Genomic DNA, 17,696 nt, shown 5'->3' with positions numbered 1-17,696 from the left:
AGCTCCAGCATGCCGCGGCGGCTGTGCCAGTAAAGCCGGTTGAGTTCAACGTTTTCGACCATGGGGGGCTCCTTGAATAGGCGCGCAGTATACAGACGCGCCGATGGGGTGTCAGGGCGGCAGGGATAGCATTCCCCCGGTGCGGGGCTCTATGATGATGTCCATTCTTTTCAACTCAGCGATAACCCATGTCCGATACCGCTATGTTCTGCACCCTGGCCCACGAGGGCGTCCTGGCCGTTCGCGGCTCGGACGCCAGCAAGTTTCTGCAGGGCCAGCTGACCTGCAATCTCAACTACCTGGACGAGCACACTGCCAGCCTCGGTGCGCGCTGCACCCAGAAAGGCCGCATGCAGTCCAGCTTCCGCATCCTGTTGCAAGGCGATGGCTGCGTGCTGGCCATGGCCCGCGGCCTGGTCGAAGCGCAGTTGGCCGACCTGAAAAAGTACGCCGTGTTCTCCAAGTCCAAATTGACAGACGAAAGTGATGCCTGGGTGCGTTTCGGCGTACAGCATGGCGATGGCGCGCTGACTGCTCTGGGCCTGCAACTGCCCCTGGAAACCGACGCGGTGGTGCGCCATGGCGCGCTGATCGCGGTACGGGTATCCCCCGCCCGAGCCGAGCTGTGGGCGCCTGCCGAGCAAGCGGAAAATCTGGCCGCGCGGCTGGGTGAACAATTGGCTCAGGGCTCGCTCGACGAGTGGCTGCTGGGGCAGATCCGCGCCGGTATCGGTCAAGTAGTGGAACCGACCCGCGAGCTGTTCATCCCGCAGATGCTCAACCTGCAGGCCGTGGGCGGCGTGAGCTTCAAGAAGGGTTGCTACACCGGCCAGGAAATCGTCGCGCGCATGCAGTACCTGGGCAAGCTCAAGCGCCGCCTTTACCACGTTCGACTGGCCGGCTCGACACGACCGGAGCCAGGTACCGGGTTGTTCTCGCCGGTGCACGGCAGCGCCATCGGCGAGATCGCCCTGGCCGCACCGACGAGCGATGGCTACGAGGCCCTGGCGGTCCTTCAGGACAACGCCGTCGAAGATGGTCGCATCCACCTGGGTAGCCTGGAAGGTCCGGCGCTGGAACTTCTCACCCTGCCCTATACACTTGATCGAGACCGAGAAATCCAGCGCTAGCAGCGTCCTGCCCAGCGCTAGCAGCGCCCTGCAAAGGGCCTGCGCACTCTACCACCGCGATGCCGAGGCGCCGAATGAACCAGCTGGCAGATACAGTACAACGCGACTTGCTGGCCGCCATCGAGCGAGACGACCTGGTTTTGCCGACCATGCCGGAAGTGGCCATCAAAATCCGCGAAGCGGCGGAGGACGACAACGTCAGCGTCAATCGCCTCAGCCAGGTCATCGGTCAGGACGCGGCGCTCTCGGCGCGTCTGCTCAAGGTGGTCAACAGCCCGCTGCTGCGGGCCAGCTTCGAAGTGACCGACGTGCGCACGGCGATCAATCGCCTGGGTGTCAACTACAGCAGCAACCTGGCCATCGGTCTGGTGATCGAGCAGATTTTCCATGCCCGCGCCCCTGCCGTGCAGAGCCGCATGCGTGAGGCCTGGCGAACCAGCCTGGAGGTTGCGGGCATGTGCACCGAACTGGCGCGGCGTTTCACTTCGCTCAAGCCCGACCGCGCCGCCCTCGCCGGCCTGGTGCACCAGATCGGCGTACTGCCGATTCTGACCTACGCTCAGGAGCGCAACGAACTGCTCTCTGACCCGGTTTGCCTCAGCCATGTGATCGAGCACATTCACCCTCGGATTGGCGACCGTATCCTGCGCAAATGGGATTTCCCGGCGATGCTGGCGAAGGTGCCCGGCCAGTTTCTCGATCTGAACCGGGACAACACCGAAACCGATTACGGCGACCTGGTGATGATCGCCACCCTGCTGCGCCTGCCGCACAACACCGGCCTACCGACCCTGGTCGAGCACCCGGCGTATCAACGCCTGGAGATCAAGCAGAGCCCGGTGCTGCTGGCCAGTGACTTGATGCACGCACAGACGCTGCTCAGCTAGAGCGGAAAGTCGACACGCACTTTCAAACCGCCTCGGGCGCCATCGTGCAGGCTGATCCGCGCCATGTGGGCGCGACAGATCTCGCCGACGATCGCCAGGCCCAGCCCGGTACCGGCGCTGTGCGGGTTGCGCCGATAGAAACGCTCGAACACGCGATCGCGCTCATCTGCCGGAATACCCGGCCCGTCGTCCTCCACTTCGAGGATGCCGGGGGCCAGCACGCGCAGGATGACGTTGCCGCCAGCCGGGGTATGGGCCAGGGCGTTGTCCACCAGGTTGCTGAGCAATTCGTTGAGCAACGTCGGCTCGCCGCGCAGCCAGATCGGCTGATCGGCCTCCAATGCCAGAGCCACCCCCCGGCCATGGGCCAGGGGCGCCATGGCCATGCCCAGCTCGCGCGCCAGCTGGCTCAGGTCCAGACGCTGGGCGCCGCCTTCGGCAATGGCCCGGGCGCCGTTCTCGACCCTGGCCAGGGACAGCAACTGGTTGGCCAGGTGGGTCAGCTTGTCGGTGCCCTGCACCGCTTCCTGCAACGTAGTCCGCCAGACCTCCGGCTGCTCGGCACGCAAGCCTAGCTCGACGCGTGCCTTGAGCGCGGCCAGCGGCGTACGCAACTCATGGGCGGCATCGGCGATGAACTGCGCTTGCCGCTCGAACTGAACGCGCAGACGTTCGGTGAAATGGTTGAGCGCCTGCACCAAGGGCCACAGCTCGCGCTGCACCTCCACCAGCGGCAAGGGGCGCAGGTCATCGGGCTGACGGTCCTCGACTTCGTCGCGCAGGCGCTCCAATGGCCGCAACGCTGCGCTGACCGTGATCCACACCAGCAGCAACGCGCCGATGCCCAGCATGCCCAGACGCAACAGGGTGTCGGCCATCAGGCTGCGAGCCATGGAGACGCGCGCCTCTTCGGTCTCGGCCACGCGAATCTCGGCCATGCCGATCATGTTCGGCTCGCTGACGGCCTTGAGCAGGCTCACCACGCGCACGTCCTGGCCCAGGTAGCGACCGCTGTAGAAGGTGGCCAGGGCTGGATAATCGTCCGTGCGCGGCGTGCCCTTGGGCGGCGCCGGCAGGTTTTCGTAGCCGGAGATCAGTTTGTGGTCGATGTCGTTGACCTGGTAATAGATACGCCCGGCGCTGTCGTAGGCGAAGGTATCCAGCGCCACGTAGGGCACGTCTGCGCTGAGTGTGCCATCGCGCTGGGACAGCCCGGCGGCGATGGTACGCGCCGACGCCAGCAGGGTTCGATCATAGGCCGTATCGGCCGCCTCCCGACCATTCCAATAGGCACTCAGGCCGCTGGCCAGCATGAGGAAGACCAGCAGCATCGCAAGGTTCCACAGCAACCGCCAACGCAGGCTGCTGACCTCACGCATCGCGGCTTTCCAACAGGTAGCCCAGACCCCGGAAGGTGACGATGGCGATCGGCTGCTTGTCGAGTTTCTTGCGCAGGCGGTGCACGTAGATCTCGATGGCGTCGGCACTGGCCTCTTCGTCCAGGCCGAACACCTGGGCCGCCAACTGCTCCTTGCTCATCACCCGTCCTGGCCGGGCGATCAGCGCTTCGAGCACCGCCTGCTCGCGGGAGGTCAGGGTCAGCAGCTCCTTGCCCAGGGTGAAACGGCGCGTATCAAGATCGTAGGCCAGCGGACCGCAGCGCTGCTGCCGCTCTCCTCCAAGCACGGTGCGCCGTAGCAGCGCCTTGACCCGGGCTTCGAGTTCGGTGAGCTCGAACGGCTTGGCCAGGTAGTCGTCCGCGCCCAGGTTCAGACCATGGACGCGGTCCTTGACGTCGCTGCGCGCGGTGAGCATCAAGACCGGCAGGTTCTTGCCCCGCGCCCGCAGGCGCGCCAGCACCTCGAAACCATCGAGCCTGGGCAGGCCGACATCCAATATGGCGGCAGCGTATTCCTCGCTGGCCAGGGCCAGGTCCGCAGCCACGCCGTCGTGCAGCACATCGACGGTCAGGCCGGTGGCCTTGAGCGCCTGGGCGACACTTTCGGCCAACTGCAGGTGATCTTCTACAAGCAGGACACGCATCGGTATTCCTCACGGCCAATCTTTTTCAGGTCGAGATGATGTCGCCGCAGTACGATGTTGGCTGCCACCGAAACCTTGCGCGAACGACTCATCAAGCGCTTTATGGGCCCGAGTTTACAGGGCCGCGCCGCGCTGTGAAGCAGTCTTGGCAGATTGGCAGCCACTGAAAGCTTGGTGAAAGGTTCGCAACATATGGTTTCAGCAAGGCGGGTACCCAGAGACCTGCCACGCAAACGTCACCGTACGTTTTCGATAACAAGAACAACAATGGAGAAACACCCATGATCCGCGCCATGCGTCCGCTTGCCCTGGCTGTCAGCTGCCTGTTCATCAGTGCCCCGCTGCTCGCCCAGGAAGAACCCAAACGTCCTGAATGCATTGCCCCAGCCTCGCCTGGCGGTGGCTTCGATTTGACCTGCAAACTCGCTCAAAGCGCGCTGGTCAACGAGAAACTACTGTCCAAGCCCATGCGTGTGACCTACATGCCTGGCGGCGTCGGTGCCGTGGCCTACAACGCCGTGGTGGCCCAGCGTCCGGCCGATGCGGGAACCCTGGTGGCCTGGTCCAGCGGCTCGCTGCTGAACCTGGCCCAGGGCAAGTTCGGTCGTTTCGACGAAAGCGCCGTGCGCTGGCTGGCGGCGGTCGGTACCAGCTATGGCGCCATCGCAGTCAAGAACGACTCGCCGTACAAGACCCTGGATGACCTGGTCAAGGCGCTCAAGGCCGATCCGAGCAAGGTGGTGATCGGCTCCGGCGGCACCGTCGGCAGCCAGGACTGGATGCAGACCGCGCTGATCGCCAAGGCCGCCGGGATCAACCCGCGCGACCTGCGCTACGTGGCCCTGGAAGGTGGCGGCGAAATCGCCACGGCCCTGCTCGGCGGCCACATCCAGGTGGGCAGCACCGACATCTCCGACTCCATGCCGCACATCCTCAGCGGCGACATGCGGCTGCTCGCGGTGTTCTCCGACAAGCGTCTGGACGAGCCGGAAATGAAGGACATCCCGACCGCCAAGGAACAGGGCTACGACATTGTCTGGCCGGTGGTGCGCGGCTTCTACCTCGGGCCGAAAGTGACCGACGCGGAATACGACTGGTGGAAAGCGGCGTTCGACAAGCTGCTGGCATCCGAAGAGTTCGCCAAGCTGCGTGACCAGCGCGAGCTGTTCCCGTTCGCCATGACCGGGCCGGAGCTGGATACCTACGTGAAGAAACAGGTGGCCGAGTACAAGACCCTGGCCAAGGAATTCGGGCTGGTTCAGTAATCGGGCTGGGCCTTGTGATGCCTCTTCGCGGGCAGAGACCCGCTCCCACAGGTCTGCACATTCTGAACCCTTGTGGGAGCGGGGCGGGCGGCGAGCCCTCTGCCCGCGAATGGCTTTCTCCCAGCCCCCACCACCTTCACTCTTCACGAAGGAACATGACCATGATCATGATCGTTCAACGGCTTTTCGCCCTGCTGTTGCTGCTCGTCTGTGCCGGTCTGGCGCTGATGGCCTGGCCGTATCAGGCGCCCTTTTCCTATGAGCCGGTCGGCCCGCGTGCCTACCCGCTGCTGATGCTCGGCCTGATGAGCCTGGCGCTGCTCTACCTGGTGTTTCGCCCTACCCCGATCGTGCACAGCGAGGAAGAACCGCCGCTGGATCGCCCGACCTTGAAGAAGATCGCCATGTGCATCGGCCTGCTGCTGGTGTTCGCCGGGCTGTTCGAGCCGCTGGGCTTCATTCTCAGCAGCGTGCTGATCGGCATCCCGATGGCCCTGCTGTATGGCGGCCGTGCGGTGCCCAGCGTGATCATCATCACCTTGATGAGCATCGGCCTGTACGTGCTTTTCGACAAAGTCATGGACGTGCCGCTGCCCCTGGGTCTGCTCAGCGTTCTGGAGAACTGACATGGATACTCTTGGCTACCTGGGTCAGGGCTTCGGCGTTGCACTGACCCCTTACAACCTCGTCACCGCCCTGTCGGGCACCCTGATCGGCACCGTGGTCGGCCTGCTGCCGGGCCTGGGGCCGATCAACGGCGTGGCCCTGCTGATCCCGATCGCCTTCGCCCTGGGCCTGCCGCCGGAATCGGCGCTGATCCTGCTGGCGGCGGTGTACCTGGGCTGCGAATACGGCGGCCGCATCAGTTCGATCCTGCTCAACATTCCCGGCGAAGCCTCGACCGTGATGACCACCCTGGACGGCTACCCGATGGCCCGTCAGGGCCTGGCCGGCGTGGCGCTCTCGCTGTCCGCCTGGAGCTCGTTCATCGGTGCGTTCATCGCCACCTGCGGCATGGTCATGTTTGCTCCGATCCTGGCCAAATGGGCAATCGCCTTCGGCCCGGCGGAGTATTTCGTGCTGATGGTGTTCGCCATCGTCTGCCTGGGCGGCATGGCCGGTGACCGGCCGTTGAAGACCTTCATCGCGGCGTTGATCGGCCTGTTCCTGTCCAGTGTCGGCATCGACGCCAACAGCGGCGTGTACCGCTTCACCGGCGACAACATCCACCTGGCCGACGGCATTCAGTTCGTCGTGCTGGTGCTGGGCCTGTTCTCGATCAGCGAGATCCTCCTGCTGCTGGAAAAGACTCACCATGGCAGCGTGGCCGTCACCGCCACCGGGCGCATGATGTTCAACCTCAAGGAGGCCGCTTCGGTGTTCTGGGTGAACATCCGCTGCGGCGTGCTGGGCTTCATCATGGGCGTACTGCCCGGTGCCGGTGCGACCCTGGCCAGCGCCGTGGCCTATACCACCGAGAAACGCCTGGCCGGTGCCAACGGCAAGTTCGGCCAAGGTGACAAGCGCGGCCTGGCCGCCCCGGAAACCGCCATCGGCGCCACCGCCTGTGGCGCGCTGGTGCCGATGCTGACCCTGGGCGTGCCAGGTTCGGGCACCACCGCGGTGATGATCGGCGCCCTGTCGCTGTACAACATCACGCCCGGCCCACTGTTGTTCCAACAGCAGCCGGACATCGTCTGGGGCCTGATCGCTTCGCTGTTCATCGCCAACATCATGCTGGTGATCCTGAACATCCCGATGATCCGCATCTTCACCAAGATCCTCGCCGTGCCAAACTGGGCACTGGTGCCGGTGATCGCCATCATCACCGGGATCGGCGTCTACGCCGTGCACGCGACGACCTTCGACCTGTTCCTGATGATCGGCATCGGCATCTTCGGCTACATCCTGCGCAAGCTGGACTTCCCGCTGTCGCCAGTCCTGCTCGGGTTCATCCTGGGCGGCCTGATGGAGCAGAACCTGCGCCGTGCGCTGTCGATCTCCAACGGCGAGCTGCAGATTCTCTGGGGCAGCCCGATCACCGCTGGTGTCTGGGTCCTGACCGTGCTGATGCTGCTGTTGCCCGTGGTTCGCATCTGGCGCAAACGTGCCGCCCTGCGTCGTGCCGCTGCCGATGTTTGATCGGTTTCTGCACAGCTGGTGGGGTACACCCTTCGTCGGTCTGGCTGGCGGTTACCTCGCCAGCCTGATCGGTTGGCCACTGCCTTGGATGATCGGCTCGTTGCTGGCGATCATCCTGGTGCGCTGCCTGACACCCTGGCAACTGGCGGAAATACCCAACGGCCGCAAGCTCGGCCAATGGATCGTCGGCATAGGGATTGGCCTGCACTTCACCCCGTTGGTGATGGAACAGGTAGCGGGCCATTTCGGCCCGATTTTTTTTGGTGCGCTGATCACCAGCGTGTCCAGTGCCGTAGGCGTGTGGCTGATGCTGCGCACCGGTGAAGACCGGCCTACGGCTTTCTTTTCGAGCATGCCGGGCGGGTCCGGCGAGATGGTCAACCTGGGCGCGCGCAACGGCGCCGACCTCAGCCGCGTCGCGGCCGGGCAAAGCCTGCGGGTACTGGCGGTGGTGCTGTGCGTGCCGGCGCTGTTCAAGTTCCTGCTCGGCGAAGGCACGCCGATCAGCCACGAGGGCGCCGTCGACTGGGCCTGGCTGGCGCTGATTTTCCCGCTCGCGGGCCTGGCTGCCTGGATCTGGCAACGCCTGGACCAGCCCAACCCCTGGCTGTTCGGCCCCCTGCTGGTGAGTGCCGCCATGAGCGTGAGTTTCGACTTGCACATCGGCCTGCCCGACGGCGGCAGCCAGATCGGCCAGTGGCTGATCGGCAGCGGCCTGGGCTGCCACTTCAACCGAGCGTTCTTCCGCCGGGCGCCGTCGTTCCTGGCTCGCACGCTGGTCAGCACCGCCCTGACCATGGCCATCGCCGCGGGCTGCGCGCTGGCCCTGAGCGCCCTGACCCATCTGGACCTGCGCTCGCTGACGTTGGGCATGATGCCCGGCGGCATCGCCGAGATGAGCCTGACCGCCGAGGTGCTGCAACTGTCGGTCCCGCTGGTGACGGCGATGCAGGTGATGCGTCTGCTGTTCGTGCTGTTTCTGGCCGAGCCGCTGTTTCGCCAGTGGCAGAAACGTCGACCGGTGTCCTAGGGCAGGCGCCAGTCGATGGGGGTCAGGCCGTTCTGTTCCAGGAACTTGTTGGCGCGGCTGAAATGGCCGTTGCCGATGAAGCCCTTGTGCGCCGACAACGGCGACGGATGCACGGACGTCAGGACCAGGTGCTTGCTGTTGTCGATCAGCTTCTGCTTGCTTTGCGCATGGGCGCCCCAGAGCATGAAGACCACGCTGGACTGATGCTCGCTGACCACTTCGATGATGCGGTCGGTGAACGGTTGCCAGCCTTTCTTGGCGTGGGAGGCGGCATTCGCCCGCTCCACCGTCATGGTGGTGTTGAGCAGCAAGACACCCTGCTCCGCCCAGCTTTGCAGATAGCCGTGCTTGGGAATGTCGATGTTCAGGTCGCGCTTGAGCTCTTTGTAAATGTTCACCAGCGACGGCGGCGTGGGAATGCCCGGCTGCACCGAAAAGCACAGGCCATGGGCCTGGCCCGGACCGTGATAGGGATCCTGACCGAGGATGACGACTTTCACCTGATCCAGCGGCGTGGTGTTCAGCGCGTTGAAAATCATCGGCCCGGGCGGATAGATCTCCTTGCCTTGCGCATGCTCCTCGCGCAGGAATTCGCGCAACTGCGCCATGTAGGGCTTGTCGAATTCCTCACGCAGTGCAGCTTTCCAGCTAGGCTCGAGTTTGATGCGGTCGTCTGTACTCATTTATCACCAGAAATCAGTAGGCAGCAGAAATCAGTGGGCGGACGGTAGGAAAGCGAACCCGGAAAGTCAAATCCAGACACAATCGCGCACTGCAACCCTACGTTGGCCATTTGCGGTCTTCGTCCCCCCGCCACCGCCCTTTCGATGCGAGGTCAGGATGGATTTGAATTTCGAAGAACTCAGCGCCGGCAATGGCGCACGTATCGGCGTCGTCTCCCTGAATGCGGAGAAGACGCTCAATGCTCTGACCTTGCCGATGCTCGAAGCGCTCGCGGGAAAATTCGATGCCTGGGCGCAGGACGACCGCGTGGTGTGCGTCGTGCTGCGCGGTGAGGGCGAAAAAGCCTTCTGCGCCGGTGGCGATGTGCGCAGCCTGGTCCAGGCCTGCCGTGCCCACCCCGGCGAAGTGCCTGACCTGGCCGCGCGCTTCTTCGCTGCCGAATACCGCTTCGACTACCGCCTGCACACCTACCCCAAACCGGTGATCTGCTGGGGCCACGGCTATGTACTGGGCGGCGGGATGGGCCTGCTGCAGGCCTCGAGCATCCGCATCGTCACGCCCAGCAGCCGCCTGGCCATGCCGGAGATCACCATCGGCCTGTACCCGGACGTCGGTGCCAGCACGTTCCTGTCACGCATGCCGGGCAAGCTCGGTCTGTTCCTGGGCCTGACCGGCGCGCAGATCAACGCGCGCGACGCTCTGGACTTGGGCCTGGCCGACCGCTGCCTGCGCGATGACCAATACGAAGACTTGCTCGACGGCCTGCTGCAGCTTAATTGGCAGGAGCAGACCGCCATGCAGTTGAACAGCCTGCTCAAGGCCCTCGAACACGATGCGCGCGACACCGTGCCCGCCGCACAATGGCTACCGCGCCGCGCGGCCATTGACGCGCAACTGGACGTCAGCGACGCGCCAGCGGCCTGGCACGCGCTGGTGCAATGGCAGCAGCACGACGACCCGTTGCTGGCCAAGGCCGCCGGCAACCTGGCCAAAGGCTGCCCACTGACGGCCCATCTGATCTGGGCCCAGTTGGCCCGCGCCCGGCACCTGTCGCTGGCCCAGGTGTTCCAGATGGAATACAGCCTGAGCCTGAACTGCTGCCGCCACCCTGAATTCAGCGAAGGCGTGCGCGCTCGTCTGATCGACAAGGACAACCAGCCGCACTGGCACTGGCCTGACGTCGACCATGTGCCGCAAGCGGTGGTCGAGGCGCATTTCGGCAAGGCCTGGGAGGGCCGTCATCCATTGGCGGACCTGTGCGACTACTAAAGGCGATCTGCCTGGAACAACAAAAAACGGCGCCCCTGAGGGCGCCGTTGCAGGCTAGTGCCGACCGCCGCGACCGGGGCCCCGACCAGGACCCCGGTCCGGACCTCGACCGCGGTTCCAATCCTGACCGTAATGGCGCGGCGGACCGTCACGCCACCTGGCATCGGGACCGCGGCCGGGCCCGAATCCAGGCCGGTAGTTCGGTGGCGGTGGACCGAAATAGCGCGGCGGCGGTACCGCGTAGTAACGAGGCGCGGAATAGTAACGCGGTCCTTCGTAGTACCGTGGCGCCGGCGTCACGTAATAACCGCTGCTGTAGGGCTGGCTGTACGGGTAGTAGCCAGCACGCGGCGCGCTGTCCACGGAATAGACTTCGGTGCGGTAGTAACCTCCCCCTCCATAGGGCACACAGGCACTTGTCGACAAGGCCAATACCACGATCAAAAGAGCTCTAAGGGACATAAGCGGCCTCCTGGACCGCGAGAGGGATCGAACCAGCACGACTGGTCGGTACCCGGAACAACGGTTCTGGGCATAACTAAGACACCCGGAAAGATGCTGCATTTCACTCGGCAATAAATTGATACAAAGCCTCATCCAAGGGTGCCCGCCGGCGTCATTCGCCGCCGTGTCCCATGCTGCCGTAGAATGCGGACACTCATCGCTGCATGGATCGCCCATGACCACCCCCGCTTCACTCGCCAGCCACCTCTGCCCAGCCTGCGGAAGCCGCAACGACTGCACCCTGGCCGATGCAAAGACCGCCGCCCAGCCCTGCTGGTGCTACTCGGTGAGCATCGACCCCGCAGTACTGCAGGCCTTGCCCGAGCACCTGCGCAACGCCGCCTGCCTGTGCCCCCGCTGCGCTCAAGTGAGTGAGCAGCTGTCTGCATCGAGGGCGTAACGCCGCCATGCGCTTGGACCGATTTCTTTCCAATCTCGAACGTTTCAACCGAAAACAGGTGCGCCTGGCCCTGATCGCAGGGCGCATCCAGGTCGACGGCCGCGTGGTACGCGACCCGCTGCACGCCGTCACCGAATTCAGCGAAGTCCGCCTCGACGAGGAATTGCTGCAGGCTGGCCATCCCGCCCTCTACCTGATGCTGCACAAACCACCTGGCTGCGTCAGCGCCACCCAGGACCCGCAGCACCGCACCGTCCTCGACCTGATCGAAGTGCCGGACAAGGATCAACTGCACATTGCCGGTCGACTGGATTTCAACACCACCGGGCTGATAATCCTGACCAACGACGGGCAATGGTCACGCCGCCTCACTCAACCGACCACCAAGCTGCCCAAGGTCTACCGGGTTGAAACCGAGCAGGTCATAGAACCCCACTACGTCGAGACCTTCGCGCAAGGCATCTACTTCGCCTTCGAAGACCTCACCACCCTCCCCGCCCACCTCGACATCCTCGGCCCGCGCCTTGCGCGCCTGAGCATCGTCGAAGGGCGCTACCATCAGGTGAAGCGGATGTTCGGGCACTTCCAGAACAAGGTGGTCAAACTACACCGCGAACGCATGGGCGAACTGGTGCTGGACGAAAGCCTGCAACCCGGCCAATACCGCAGCCTGAGCGCGGAGGAAATCGGTCTGGTTTAAGGGGGATCGAGCAGAGAAACGAAAATTAGCGCTTCAAATTACAGGGCGCTTCTGGTACAAAGTCAGCCGCCCGGAGCAGGTGTCGAAAGACGCATCGCACCGAGGTGGCCAAGCTGGCAATCGAGTTCGCAATGAACGGCCGGCGGCACGGAAACAAGGCGTCATGCGGGTATAGTTTAGTGGCAAAACGAAAGCTTCCCAAGCTTTAGTTGAGGGTTCGATTCCCTCTACCCGCTCCAGTTTTTCATGATCCTCCAAGCACTCCAACTCCCCTGCCACGCCTACTGGCGCCTACACCCCTAATCTGCTCGACCCGCAGGAACCGACAGCACTACTAAGTCTCCTACGCGCTCCCTCACCCTCAATCCGCCACTCACAAACAAAGCCTCAAAACACAAACCGATGCCCCATCTCCCCCTCCATCCACGTCAGAAACCGTCTGACCCTGGGAAAGGACGAGTGGGCTTTGGGAAACACCAAGTGGTGAGCGGCAACCGCGGCACTGAGCGCTTCAGGGGCCACTTCCACGAGTGCGCCCGACGCCAGGTATTTCTGTGCCAGCAGCGTGCTTTCCAGTGCGAACCCAAGGCCGTGGCTGGCAGCTTCCAGTGTCATGTAGGAACGATCGAAGCTCAGCGCATAGGGATGTTCGGGGCGGGCCAGGCCGTGCTGGGCGAACCATTCGGGCCATTTGAGCAGCGTTGCCTCCGAGAGGATCAACTCCTTGTTCAACAAATCACTCGCGCTGGCGACTGGGCGTTTTGCCAATAACTGTGGAGAGGCCAGCACTGCAAAGGCTTCGTTGCGCACCGTTCGCACTTCGTAGCTGGGCCAGTTGGGCAGGCCGTGGCGTATGTCGACGTCGATCTTGTCCCGGCTGAAGTGCAGTGACTCGTAGGAACACGACAGGTTGATCTGGATATCGGGATGACTCACGCGGAATGCTTCCAGGCGCGGCATCAGCCAAAGCAGGCCGAAGCTTGGCGACGAGTGCAGTCGCAGGCAGTCGAGACTCACGTCACTGGCGGCTCTTTCGGTTGCCACTTCGAGGCTGTGCAACAAGCCGGAAATATCCTTCAGGTACTGCTCGCCCACCGGGGTGAGGGTGACGCCACGGGCGGCGCGCACGAACAGCTGGCGGCCGATCATCGCTTCCAGATTCGCCAACTGATGGCTCACGGCTGAGGGTGTCAGGTTCAATACTTCGGCTGCCCTGGCGAGATTGCCAAAGCGGGCCGTCTGCTCGAAGGCTTGAATGGCCCTCAGCGGTGGCAGGTCCCGGGGCGCACTGTCGTGAAGGCGCATAAGTACTCGGCTCTTGTTGTTGAGATGTTATGGGCGAGTCTCATTCAAGCATTCCGTGGGTCTGCTGACGAGAGGTGAATTTTTCTCAGCCAGCAGTGAGGTTTGCCATATTGCTGCCAGTGCGTGGGCGGAACACCCTGAGTCATCGATTCCCGAATCGAATCATAAAAACAATGACAGGAATTTCCCCATGCTTCTTCAAGGCAAAGTCGCAATCATCACCGGTGCTGCATCCGAACGCGGAATTGGTCGGGCCACCGCCATCACGTTCGCCCAGCAGGGTGCCCATGTCGTCATCGTGGATCTGGATGAGTCTGCCGCGCGCGATGCCGCTTCGGCGTTGGGTGAAGGCCATCTGGGTCTGGCCGCCAACGTCGCGGACGAACACCAGGTCAAACAGGCCGTGGACAAGGTCATCGCGCAGTTCGGTCGAATAGACATTCTGGTCAACAACGCCGGCATCACCCAGCCGATCAAGACCCTCGATATCCGCCCTTCCGACTACGACAAAGTGCTGGATGTGAGCCTGCGCGGCACCTTGCTCATGTCGCAGGCCGTCATTCCGGTAATGAAAAGCCAGGCTTGCGGCAGCATCGTCTGCATGTCGTCGGTATCGGCTCAACGTGGCGGTGGCATCTTCGGCGGGCCACACTACAGCGCCGCCAAGGCGGGCGTACTGGGCCTTGGCAAGGCGATGGCCAGGGAATTGGGCCCGGACAATATCCGTGTCAACTCCATCGCTCCCGGCCTGATCCATACCGATATCACTGGAGGCCTGATGCAGGACGAGCGTCGCCACGCGATCATCGACGGCATTCCGCTGGGTCGTCTGGGCGCGGCTCAGGATGTCGCCAACGCTGCGCTGTTTCTGGCCAGCGATCTGTCTTCATACCTCACCGGCATCACGCTGGATGTCAATGGCGGCATGCTGATCCACTGAGGGCAGGTAACCGGGTCGACAATGACCCGTGGTGTTCTAGATCGATGGCACGCCAGGCCACAGCGCCTGGCCGTCTATAAAAACAAGAGATCGGACAATCATGATAACTTCCATGACGCTCGAAGCGGTTTCGACCGTGCGCTCGAATGCTTATCGCAAAACCGCCTGGCGACTGATGCCGTTCCTGATGCTGTGCTACCTGTGCGCGTATCTGGATCGCGTCAACGTGGGCTTCGCTAAACTGCAGATGATGAGCGACTTGTCGCTGAGTGAAACCGTGTACGGCCTCGGTGCCGGGATGTTCTTTCTCGGCTATTTCCTCTGCGAAGTTCCCAGCAATCTGATTCTGCACAAAGTGGGCGCGCGCCGATGGATCGCCCGCATCATGATCTCGTGGGGCATCATCTCCGCCCTCTTCGCCTTCGTGGAAACGGCGTGGCAATTCTATGTGCTGCGCTTCCTGCTGGGCATCGCCGAAGCCGGCCTGGCGCCAGGTTTGCTGCTCTATCTCACGTACTGGTTCCCCTCGTATCGCCGAGCCAGGATGACGGTGCTCTGGTTCATCGCGATTCCACTTTCGGGCATGATCGGCGGCCCTCTTTCCGGCCTGATCATGGCCAAATTCGCCGGCTTTCACGGTTGGGCCGGATGGCAGTGGATGTTCGTCATCGAGGCCATTCCGACGGTGATCGTCGGCCTGATGGTCCTGGCGTATCTCAAGGATGGCGTGCACCAGGCCACCTGGCTGACCGATGACGAAAAGGAGCTGGTGAACAAGGAACTGGCGGAAGACAACAGCCGTAAGGTCACTCACGGTTCGGTCCGCGATTTCCTGCGCGATCGTCGCCTGTGGATGCTGGCCTGCATCTACTTCTGTGTGGTGATGGGTCAATACGCGATCACCTTCTGGCTACCGACCTTGATTCGCAACGCCGGGGTTTCCGACCCGCTGCACATTGGCCTGGTCACCAGCCTGCCCTACATGTGCGCCATCGTGGCCATGTTGCTGATGGGCCGAAGTGGCGACAAGCACCGCGAACGTCGCTGGCACCTGATTGCGCCCATGATCGCGGGTGCCTTGGGCCTTACGTTGGCGGCCCTCTTCGGCGCGAACCTGGTCATCTCGGTACTGAGTCTCTGCCTGGCGGCGGCCGGGGTTCTGTCTGCCTCTTCGCTGTTCTGGATGCTGCCGACCACGCTGCTGGGCGGGGTCTCAGCCGCTGCGGGAATTGCCGGCATCAACAGCTTCGCCAACCTCGCCGGCTTCTGCTCGCCCTACCTGATTGGCTGGATCACCACGACCACAGGGTCGAGCGCGATAGGGATGTACCTCATCACCGGCGTGCTGTGCATCGGTGCGTGCCTGGTACTGCGAATCCCCGCCGCTTCGGTCAATCGTTGAGTCAACGGAGTACGTGCAATGACTGCTATTTCATCCAAGGTTTCTGAAACATCACTGGCACAACGCGCCCTCAACATCCGTCGTCATGCGCTGCGTATGGGCCAGGTTCAAGGCCAAGGCTACGTCGGTCAGGCATTGGGGGCGGCTGACTTGCTCGCTGTGGCCTACTTTCACGCGCTGAATTACAAGCCCCATGACCCCGAATGGGAACAGCGTGACCGCTTCTACCTTTCCATTGGCCACTACGCCATCGCGCTGTACGCGGCCCTGATCGAAGCCGAAATCATCCCGCTGGACGAGCTCGAAACCTACGGCTCCGATGACAGCCGCCTGCCGATGTCGGGCATGGCGACCTACACCCCGGGGATGGAGATCACCGGCGGCTCGCTGGGCCAAGGTCTGGGCATCGCCGTGGGCGCGTGCCTGGGGCTCAAGCGCAAGGGTTCCGATTCGTTCGTCTACAACCTGCTGTCCGACGGTGAACTGAACGAAGGGTCGACCTGGGAAGCGGTGATGTCGGCCTCTCACTGGAAGCTCGATAATCTGATCGCCATCGTGGACGTCAACAACCAACAGGCCGATGGCCGCTCCAGCGAAGTGCTGGCTTTCGAACCCATCGTTGACCGTTGGCAGGCGTTTGGCTGGTTCACCCAGCGCGTAGATGGCAATGATCTGGACGCGCTGGTCAAGGCGTTCGATGCCGCGCGCAGTCATGGCGGCACGCAACCGCGGGTGATCATCTGCGATACCAGAATGGGTAGAGGCGTGCCGTTCCTGGAAACCCGGGAGAAGGCCCACTTCATTCGCGTGGATGAGCATGAATGGAACCTGGCCTTGAACCACCTCGAAGAAGGGGACACTGTATGAACGACTTCAAGAACGACACTGCCCAGGCGCCAGCGGCCGCCAAGAAGAAACTCACGACCTCGGCAATGATCGCCTCGATCGCTTCTGAAGGTCAGGCAACCCGGTCGGCACCTTTTGGCCACGCCCTGGCGGCCCTGGCTGCACAGCGGCCGGATATCGTTGGCCTGTCCGCCGATCTGGCCAAGTACACCGACCTGCATATCTTCGCCCAGGCACACCCCGATCGGTTCTACCAGATGGGCATGGCTGAACAGCTGTTGATGAGCGCCGCTGCAGGCATGGCGCGCGAGGGCTTTGTTCCGTTTGCCACGACCTATGCCGTGTTCGCCTCACGCCGTGCCTATGATTTCATCTGCATGGCCATCGCCGAGGAGAATCTCAACGTCAAGATCGTCTGCGGGTTGCCGGGGCTGACGACTGGCTATGGCCCGAGCCATCAAGCCACCGATGATTTGGCCATCTTCCGCGCTATGCCGAATCTGATGGTTGTCGACCCCTGCGATGCGCTCGAAATCGAGCAGGCCGTTCCCGCCATCGCCGCTCACAACGGGCCGGTGTACATGCGTCTGCTGCGCGGCAACGTTCCGCTGGTACTGGACGAATATGGCTACACCTTCGAGATCGGCAAAGCCAAGACCCTGCGCACGGGCAATGACGTGTTGATCATCTCGACCGGCTTGATGACCATGCGAGCCTTGGAGGCTGCCCAGGCACTTCAGGCCGATGGCATCGATGTCGCCGTACTACACGTACCGACCATCAAGCCGCTGGACGAACAGACCATTCTGGCGGAAGCGCGAAAGTCAGGCAGGCTGGTAGTCTCGGCGGAGAACCACTCCATCATCGGTGGTCTGGGCGAAGCGGTGGCGACTGTCCTGCTGCGCAACGGCGTGACGCCCGCATTCCGGCAGATTGCCCTGCCCGATGCGTTTCTCGACGCCGGTGCATTGCCGACATTGCACGACCGTTACCAGATTTCCACGCAGGCGGTGTGCGCTCGGATCAAAGGCTGGCTGTGATGGCTTGATCGTCGGGGGCTGCGTGCCCCCGATTCAAGGAATGAACCGGCTGAAAGAGGCAGTTCCAATTCGTAGTGTTGAGGTCGAGGGGCCGCCCAGCCTCCCCTCC

17 protein-coding genes and 1 tRNA gene are annotated in these 17,696 nt (G+C 63.0%); 14 read left to right on the top strand and 4 right to left on the bottom strand.

The features are described 5' to 3' along the window. Window positions 1-188 precede the first annotated feature (188 nt). Both B2V21_RS07170 and B2V21_RS07165 read left to right on the top strand, forming a co-directional pair. Entirely contained in the window at window positions 189-1,130 is a 942-nt protein-coding gene (locus B2V21_RS07170) for a YgfZ/GcvT domain-containing protein (protein ID WP_049860718.1), read from the top strand. Window positions 1,131-1,204: 74 nt separating this feature from the next. Beyond that, window positions 1,205-2,017 carry an HDOD domain-containing protein gene (locus B2V21_RS07165; RefSeq protein WP_049860717.1) on the top strand — a complete coding sequence of 271 codons (813 nt, stop codon included), beginning with the start codon at window positions 1,205-1,207 and terminating at the stop codon, window positions 2,015-2,017. On the opposite strand, the gene B2V21_RS07160 is transcribed toward B2V21_RS07165, so the two are convergent. Together B2V21_RS07160 and B2V21_RS07155 are read right to left on the bottom strand one after the other, a co-directional pair. Continuing rightward, window positions 2,014-3,396 carry a sensor histidine kinase gene (locus tag B2V21_RS07160; RefSeq protein WP_122741544.1) on the bottom strand — a complete coding sequence of 461 codons (1,383 nt, stop codon included), beginning with the start codon at window positions 3,394-3,396 and terminating at the stop codon, window positions 2,014-2,016. The genes B2V21_RS07165 and B2V21_RS07160 overlap by 4 nt on opposite strands. Further along, window positions 3,389-4,060 (bottom strand): response regulator, encoded by a 672-nt coding sequence (locus tag B2V21_RS07155; protein WP_049860714.1) that lies wholly within the window; start codon window positions 4,058-4,060, stop codon window positions 3,389-3,391. The genes B2V21_RS07160 and B2V21_RS07155 overlap by 8 nt, the downstream gene beginning before the upstream one ends. Before the next feature lie 281 nt (window positions 4,061-4,341). Here B2V21_RS07155 and B2V21_RS07150 point away from each other — a divergent pair, with 281 nt between their 5' ends. From B2V21_RS07150 to B2V21_RS07135, 4 genes are all read left to right on the top strand, one after another. After that, entirely contained in the window at window positions 4,342-5,325 is a 984-nt protein-coding gene (locus B2V21_RS07150; RefSeq protein WP_049860713.1) for a Bug family tripartite tricarboxylate transporter substrate binding protein, read from the top strand. A 167-nt stretch (window positions 5,326-5,492) separates the two neighbouring features. Continuing rightward, the gene (locus tag B2V21_RS07145) at window positions 5,493-5,951 is read left to right on the top strand and encodes a tripartite tricarboxylate transporter TctB family protein (RefSeq protein ID WP_049860761.1); all 459 of its coding nucleotides are present in this window, start codon (window positions 5,493-5,495) and stop codon (window positions 5,949-5,951) included. Between the two features lies 1 nt (window position 5,952). Further along, the gene (locus B2V21_RS07140) at window positions 5,953-7,467 is read left to right on the top strand and encodes a tripartite tricarboxylate transporter permease (protein WP_049860712.1); all 1,515 of its coding nucleotides are present in this window, start codon (window positions 5,953-5,955) and stop codon (window positions 7,465-7,467) included. Continuing rightward, the gene (locus B2V21_RS07135) at window positions 7,460-8,497 is read left to right on the top strand and encodes an AbrB family transcriptional regulator (protein WP_049860760.1); all 1,038 of its coding nucleotides are present in this window, start codon (window positions 7,460-7,462) and stop codon (window positions 8,495-8,497) included. The genes B2V21_RS07140 and B2V21_RS07135 overlap by 8 nt, the downstream gene beginning before the upstream one ends. On the opposite strand, the gene ung is transcribed toward B2V21_RS07135, so the two are convergent. Further along, the gene (gene ung / locus B2V21_RS07130) at window positions 8,494-9,180 is read right to left on the bottom strand and encodes a uracil-DNA glycosylase (protein ID WP_056845130.1); all 687 of its coding nucleotides are present in this window, start codon (window positions 9,178-9,180) and stop codon (window positions 8,494-8,496) included. The two genes, B2V21_RS07135 and ung, sit on opposite strands and share 4 nt — an antisense overlap. Window positions 9,181-9,337: 157 nt before the next feature. On the opposite strand from ung, the gene B2V21_RS07125 reads away from it, so the two are divergent. The 4 genes from B2V21_RS07125 to B2V21_RS07105 all read left to right on the top strand — a co-directional run bounded on the left by B2V21_RS07125 (window position 9,338) and on the right by B2V21_RS07105 (window position 12,293). Further along, window positions 9,338-10,450, top strand: coding sequence for an enoyl-CoA hydratase/isomerase family protein (locus tag B2V21_RS07125; protein WP_286916443.1), 1,113 nt, complete (start codon window positions 9,338-9,340; stop codon window positions 10,448-10,450). 679 nt (window positions 10,451-11,129) lie between these two features. Next, entirely contained in the window at window positions 11,130-11,354 is a 225-nt protein-coding gene (locus B2V21_RS07115) for a cysteine-rich CWC family protein (RefSeq protein ID WP_043187032.1), read from the top strand. A gap of 7 nt (window positions 11,355-11,361) precedes the next feature. Beyond that, a complete protein-coding gene (locus tag B2V21_RS07110) occupies window positions 11,362-12,054 on the top strand; it encodes a pseudouridine synthase (protein WP_286916442.1) in 693 nt (230 codons plus the stop codon). Window positions 12,055-12,219: 165 nt separating this feature from the next. Continuing rightward, window positions 12,220-12,293 (top strand) — tRNA-Gly (locus tag B2V21_RS07105). 148 nt (window positions 12,294-12,441) lie between these two features. Here B2V21_RS07105 and B2V21_RS07100 read toward each other — a convergent pair. Beyond that, window positions 12,442-13,359: a LysR substrate-binding domain-containing protein gene (locus tag B2V21_RS07100; protein WP_090356655.1), complete on the bottom strand. Its 918-nt coding sequence runs from the start codon at window positions 13,357-13,359 to the stop codon at window positions 12,442-12,444. A 190-nt stretch (window positions 13,360-13,549) separates the two neighbouring features. Here B2V21_RS07100 and B2V21_RS07095 point away from each other — a divergent pair, with 190 nt between their 5' ends. The 4 genes from B2V21_RS07095 (at window position 13,550) to B2V21_RS07080 (ending at window position 17,587) form a co-directional block, all read left to right on the top strand. Beyond that, the gene (locus B2V21_RS07095) at window positions 13,550-14,299 is read left to right on the top strand and encodes an SDR family NAD(P)-dependent oxidoreductase (RefSeq protein WP_049860706.1); all 750 of its coding nucleotides are present in this window, start codon (window positions 13,550-13,552) and stop codon (window positions 14,297-14,299) included. A gap of 100 nt (window positions 14,300-14,399) precedes the next feature. Further along, a complete protein-coding gene (locus B2V21_RS07090) occupies window positions 14,400-15,701 on the top strand; it encodes an MFS transporter (RefSeq protein ID WP_049860705.1) in 1,302 nt (433 codons plus the stop codon). An 18-nt stretch (window positions 15,702-15,719) separates the two neighbouring features. Further along, the gene (locus B2V21_RS07085) at window positions 15,720-16,568 is read left to right on the top strand and encodes a transketolase (RefSeq protein ID WP_090356651.1); all 849 of its coding nucleotides are present in this window, start codon (window positions 15,720-15,722) and stop codon (window positions 16,566-16,568) included. Next, window positions 16,565-17,587: a transketolase family protein gene (locus B2V21_RS07080; RefSeq protein ID WP_286916441.1), complete on the top strand. Its 1,023-nt coding sequence runs from the start codon at window positions 16,565-16,567 to the stop codon at window positions 17,585-17,587. Before B2V21_RS07085 ends, B2V21_RS07080 begins: the two co-directional genes overlap by 4 nt. Window positions 17,588-17,696: the final 109 nt, after the last annotated feature.

It is taken from the genome of Pseudomonas sp. UBA6276, assembly GCF_002438365.1.
GTDB classification, from domain to species: Bacteria; Pseudomonadota; Gammaproteobacteria; order Pseudomonadales; family Pseudomonadaceae; genus Aquipseudomonas; species Aquipseudomonas coleopterorum.
The sequence above is the reverse complement of the archived record's forward strand: the minus strand, read 5'-3'. Positions and strand labels throughout refer to the sequence as shown.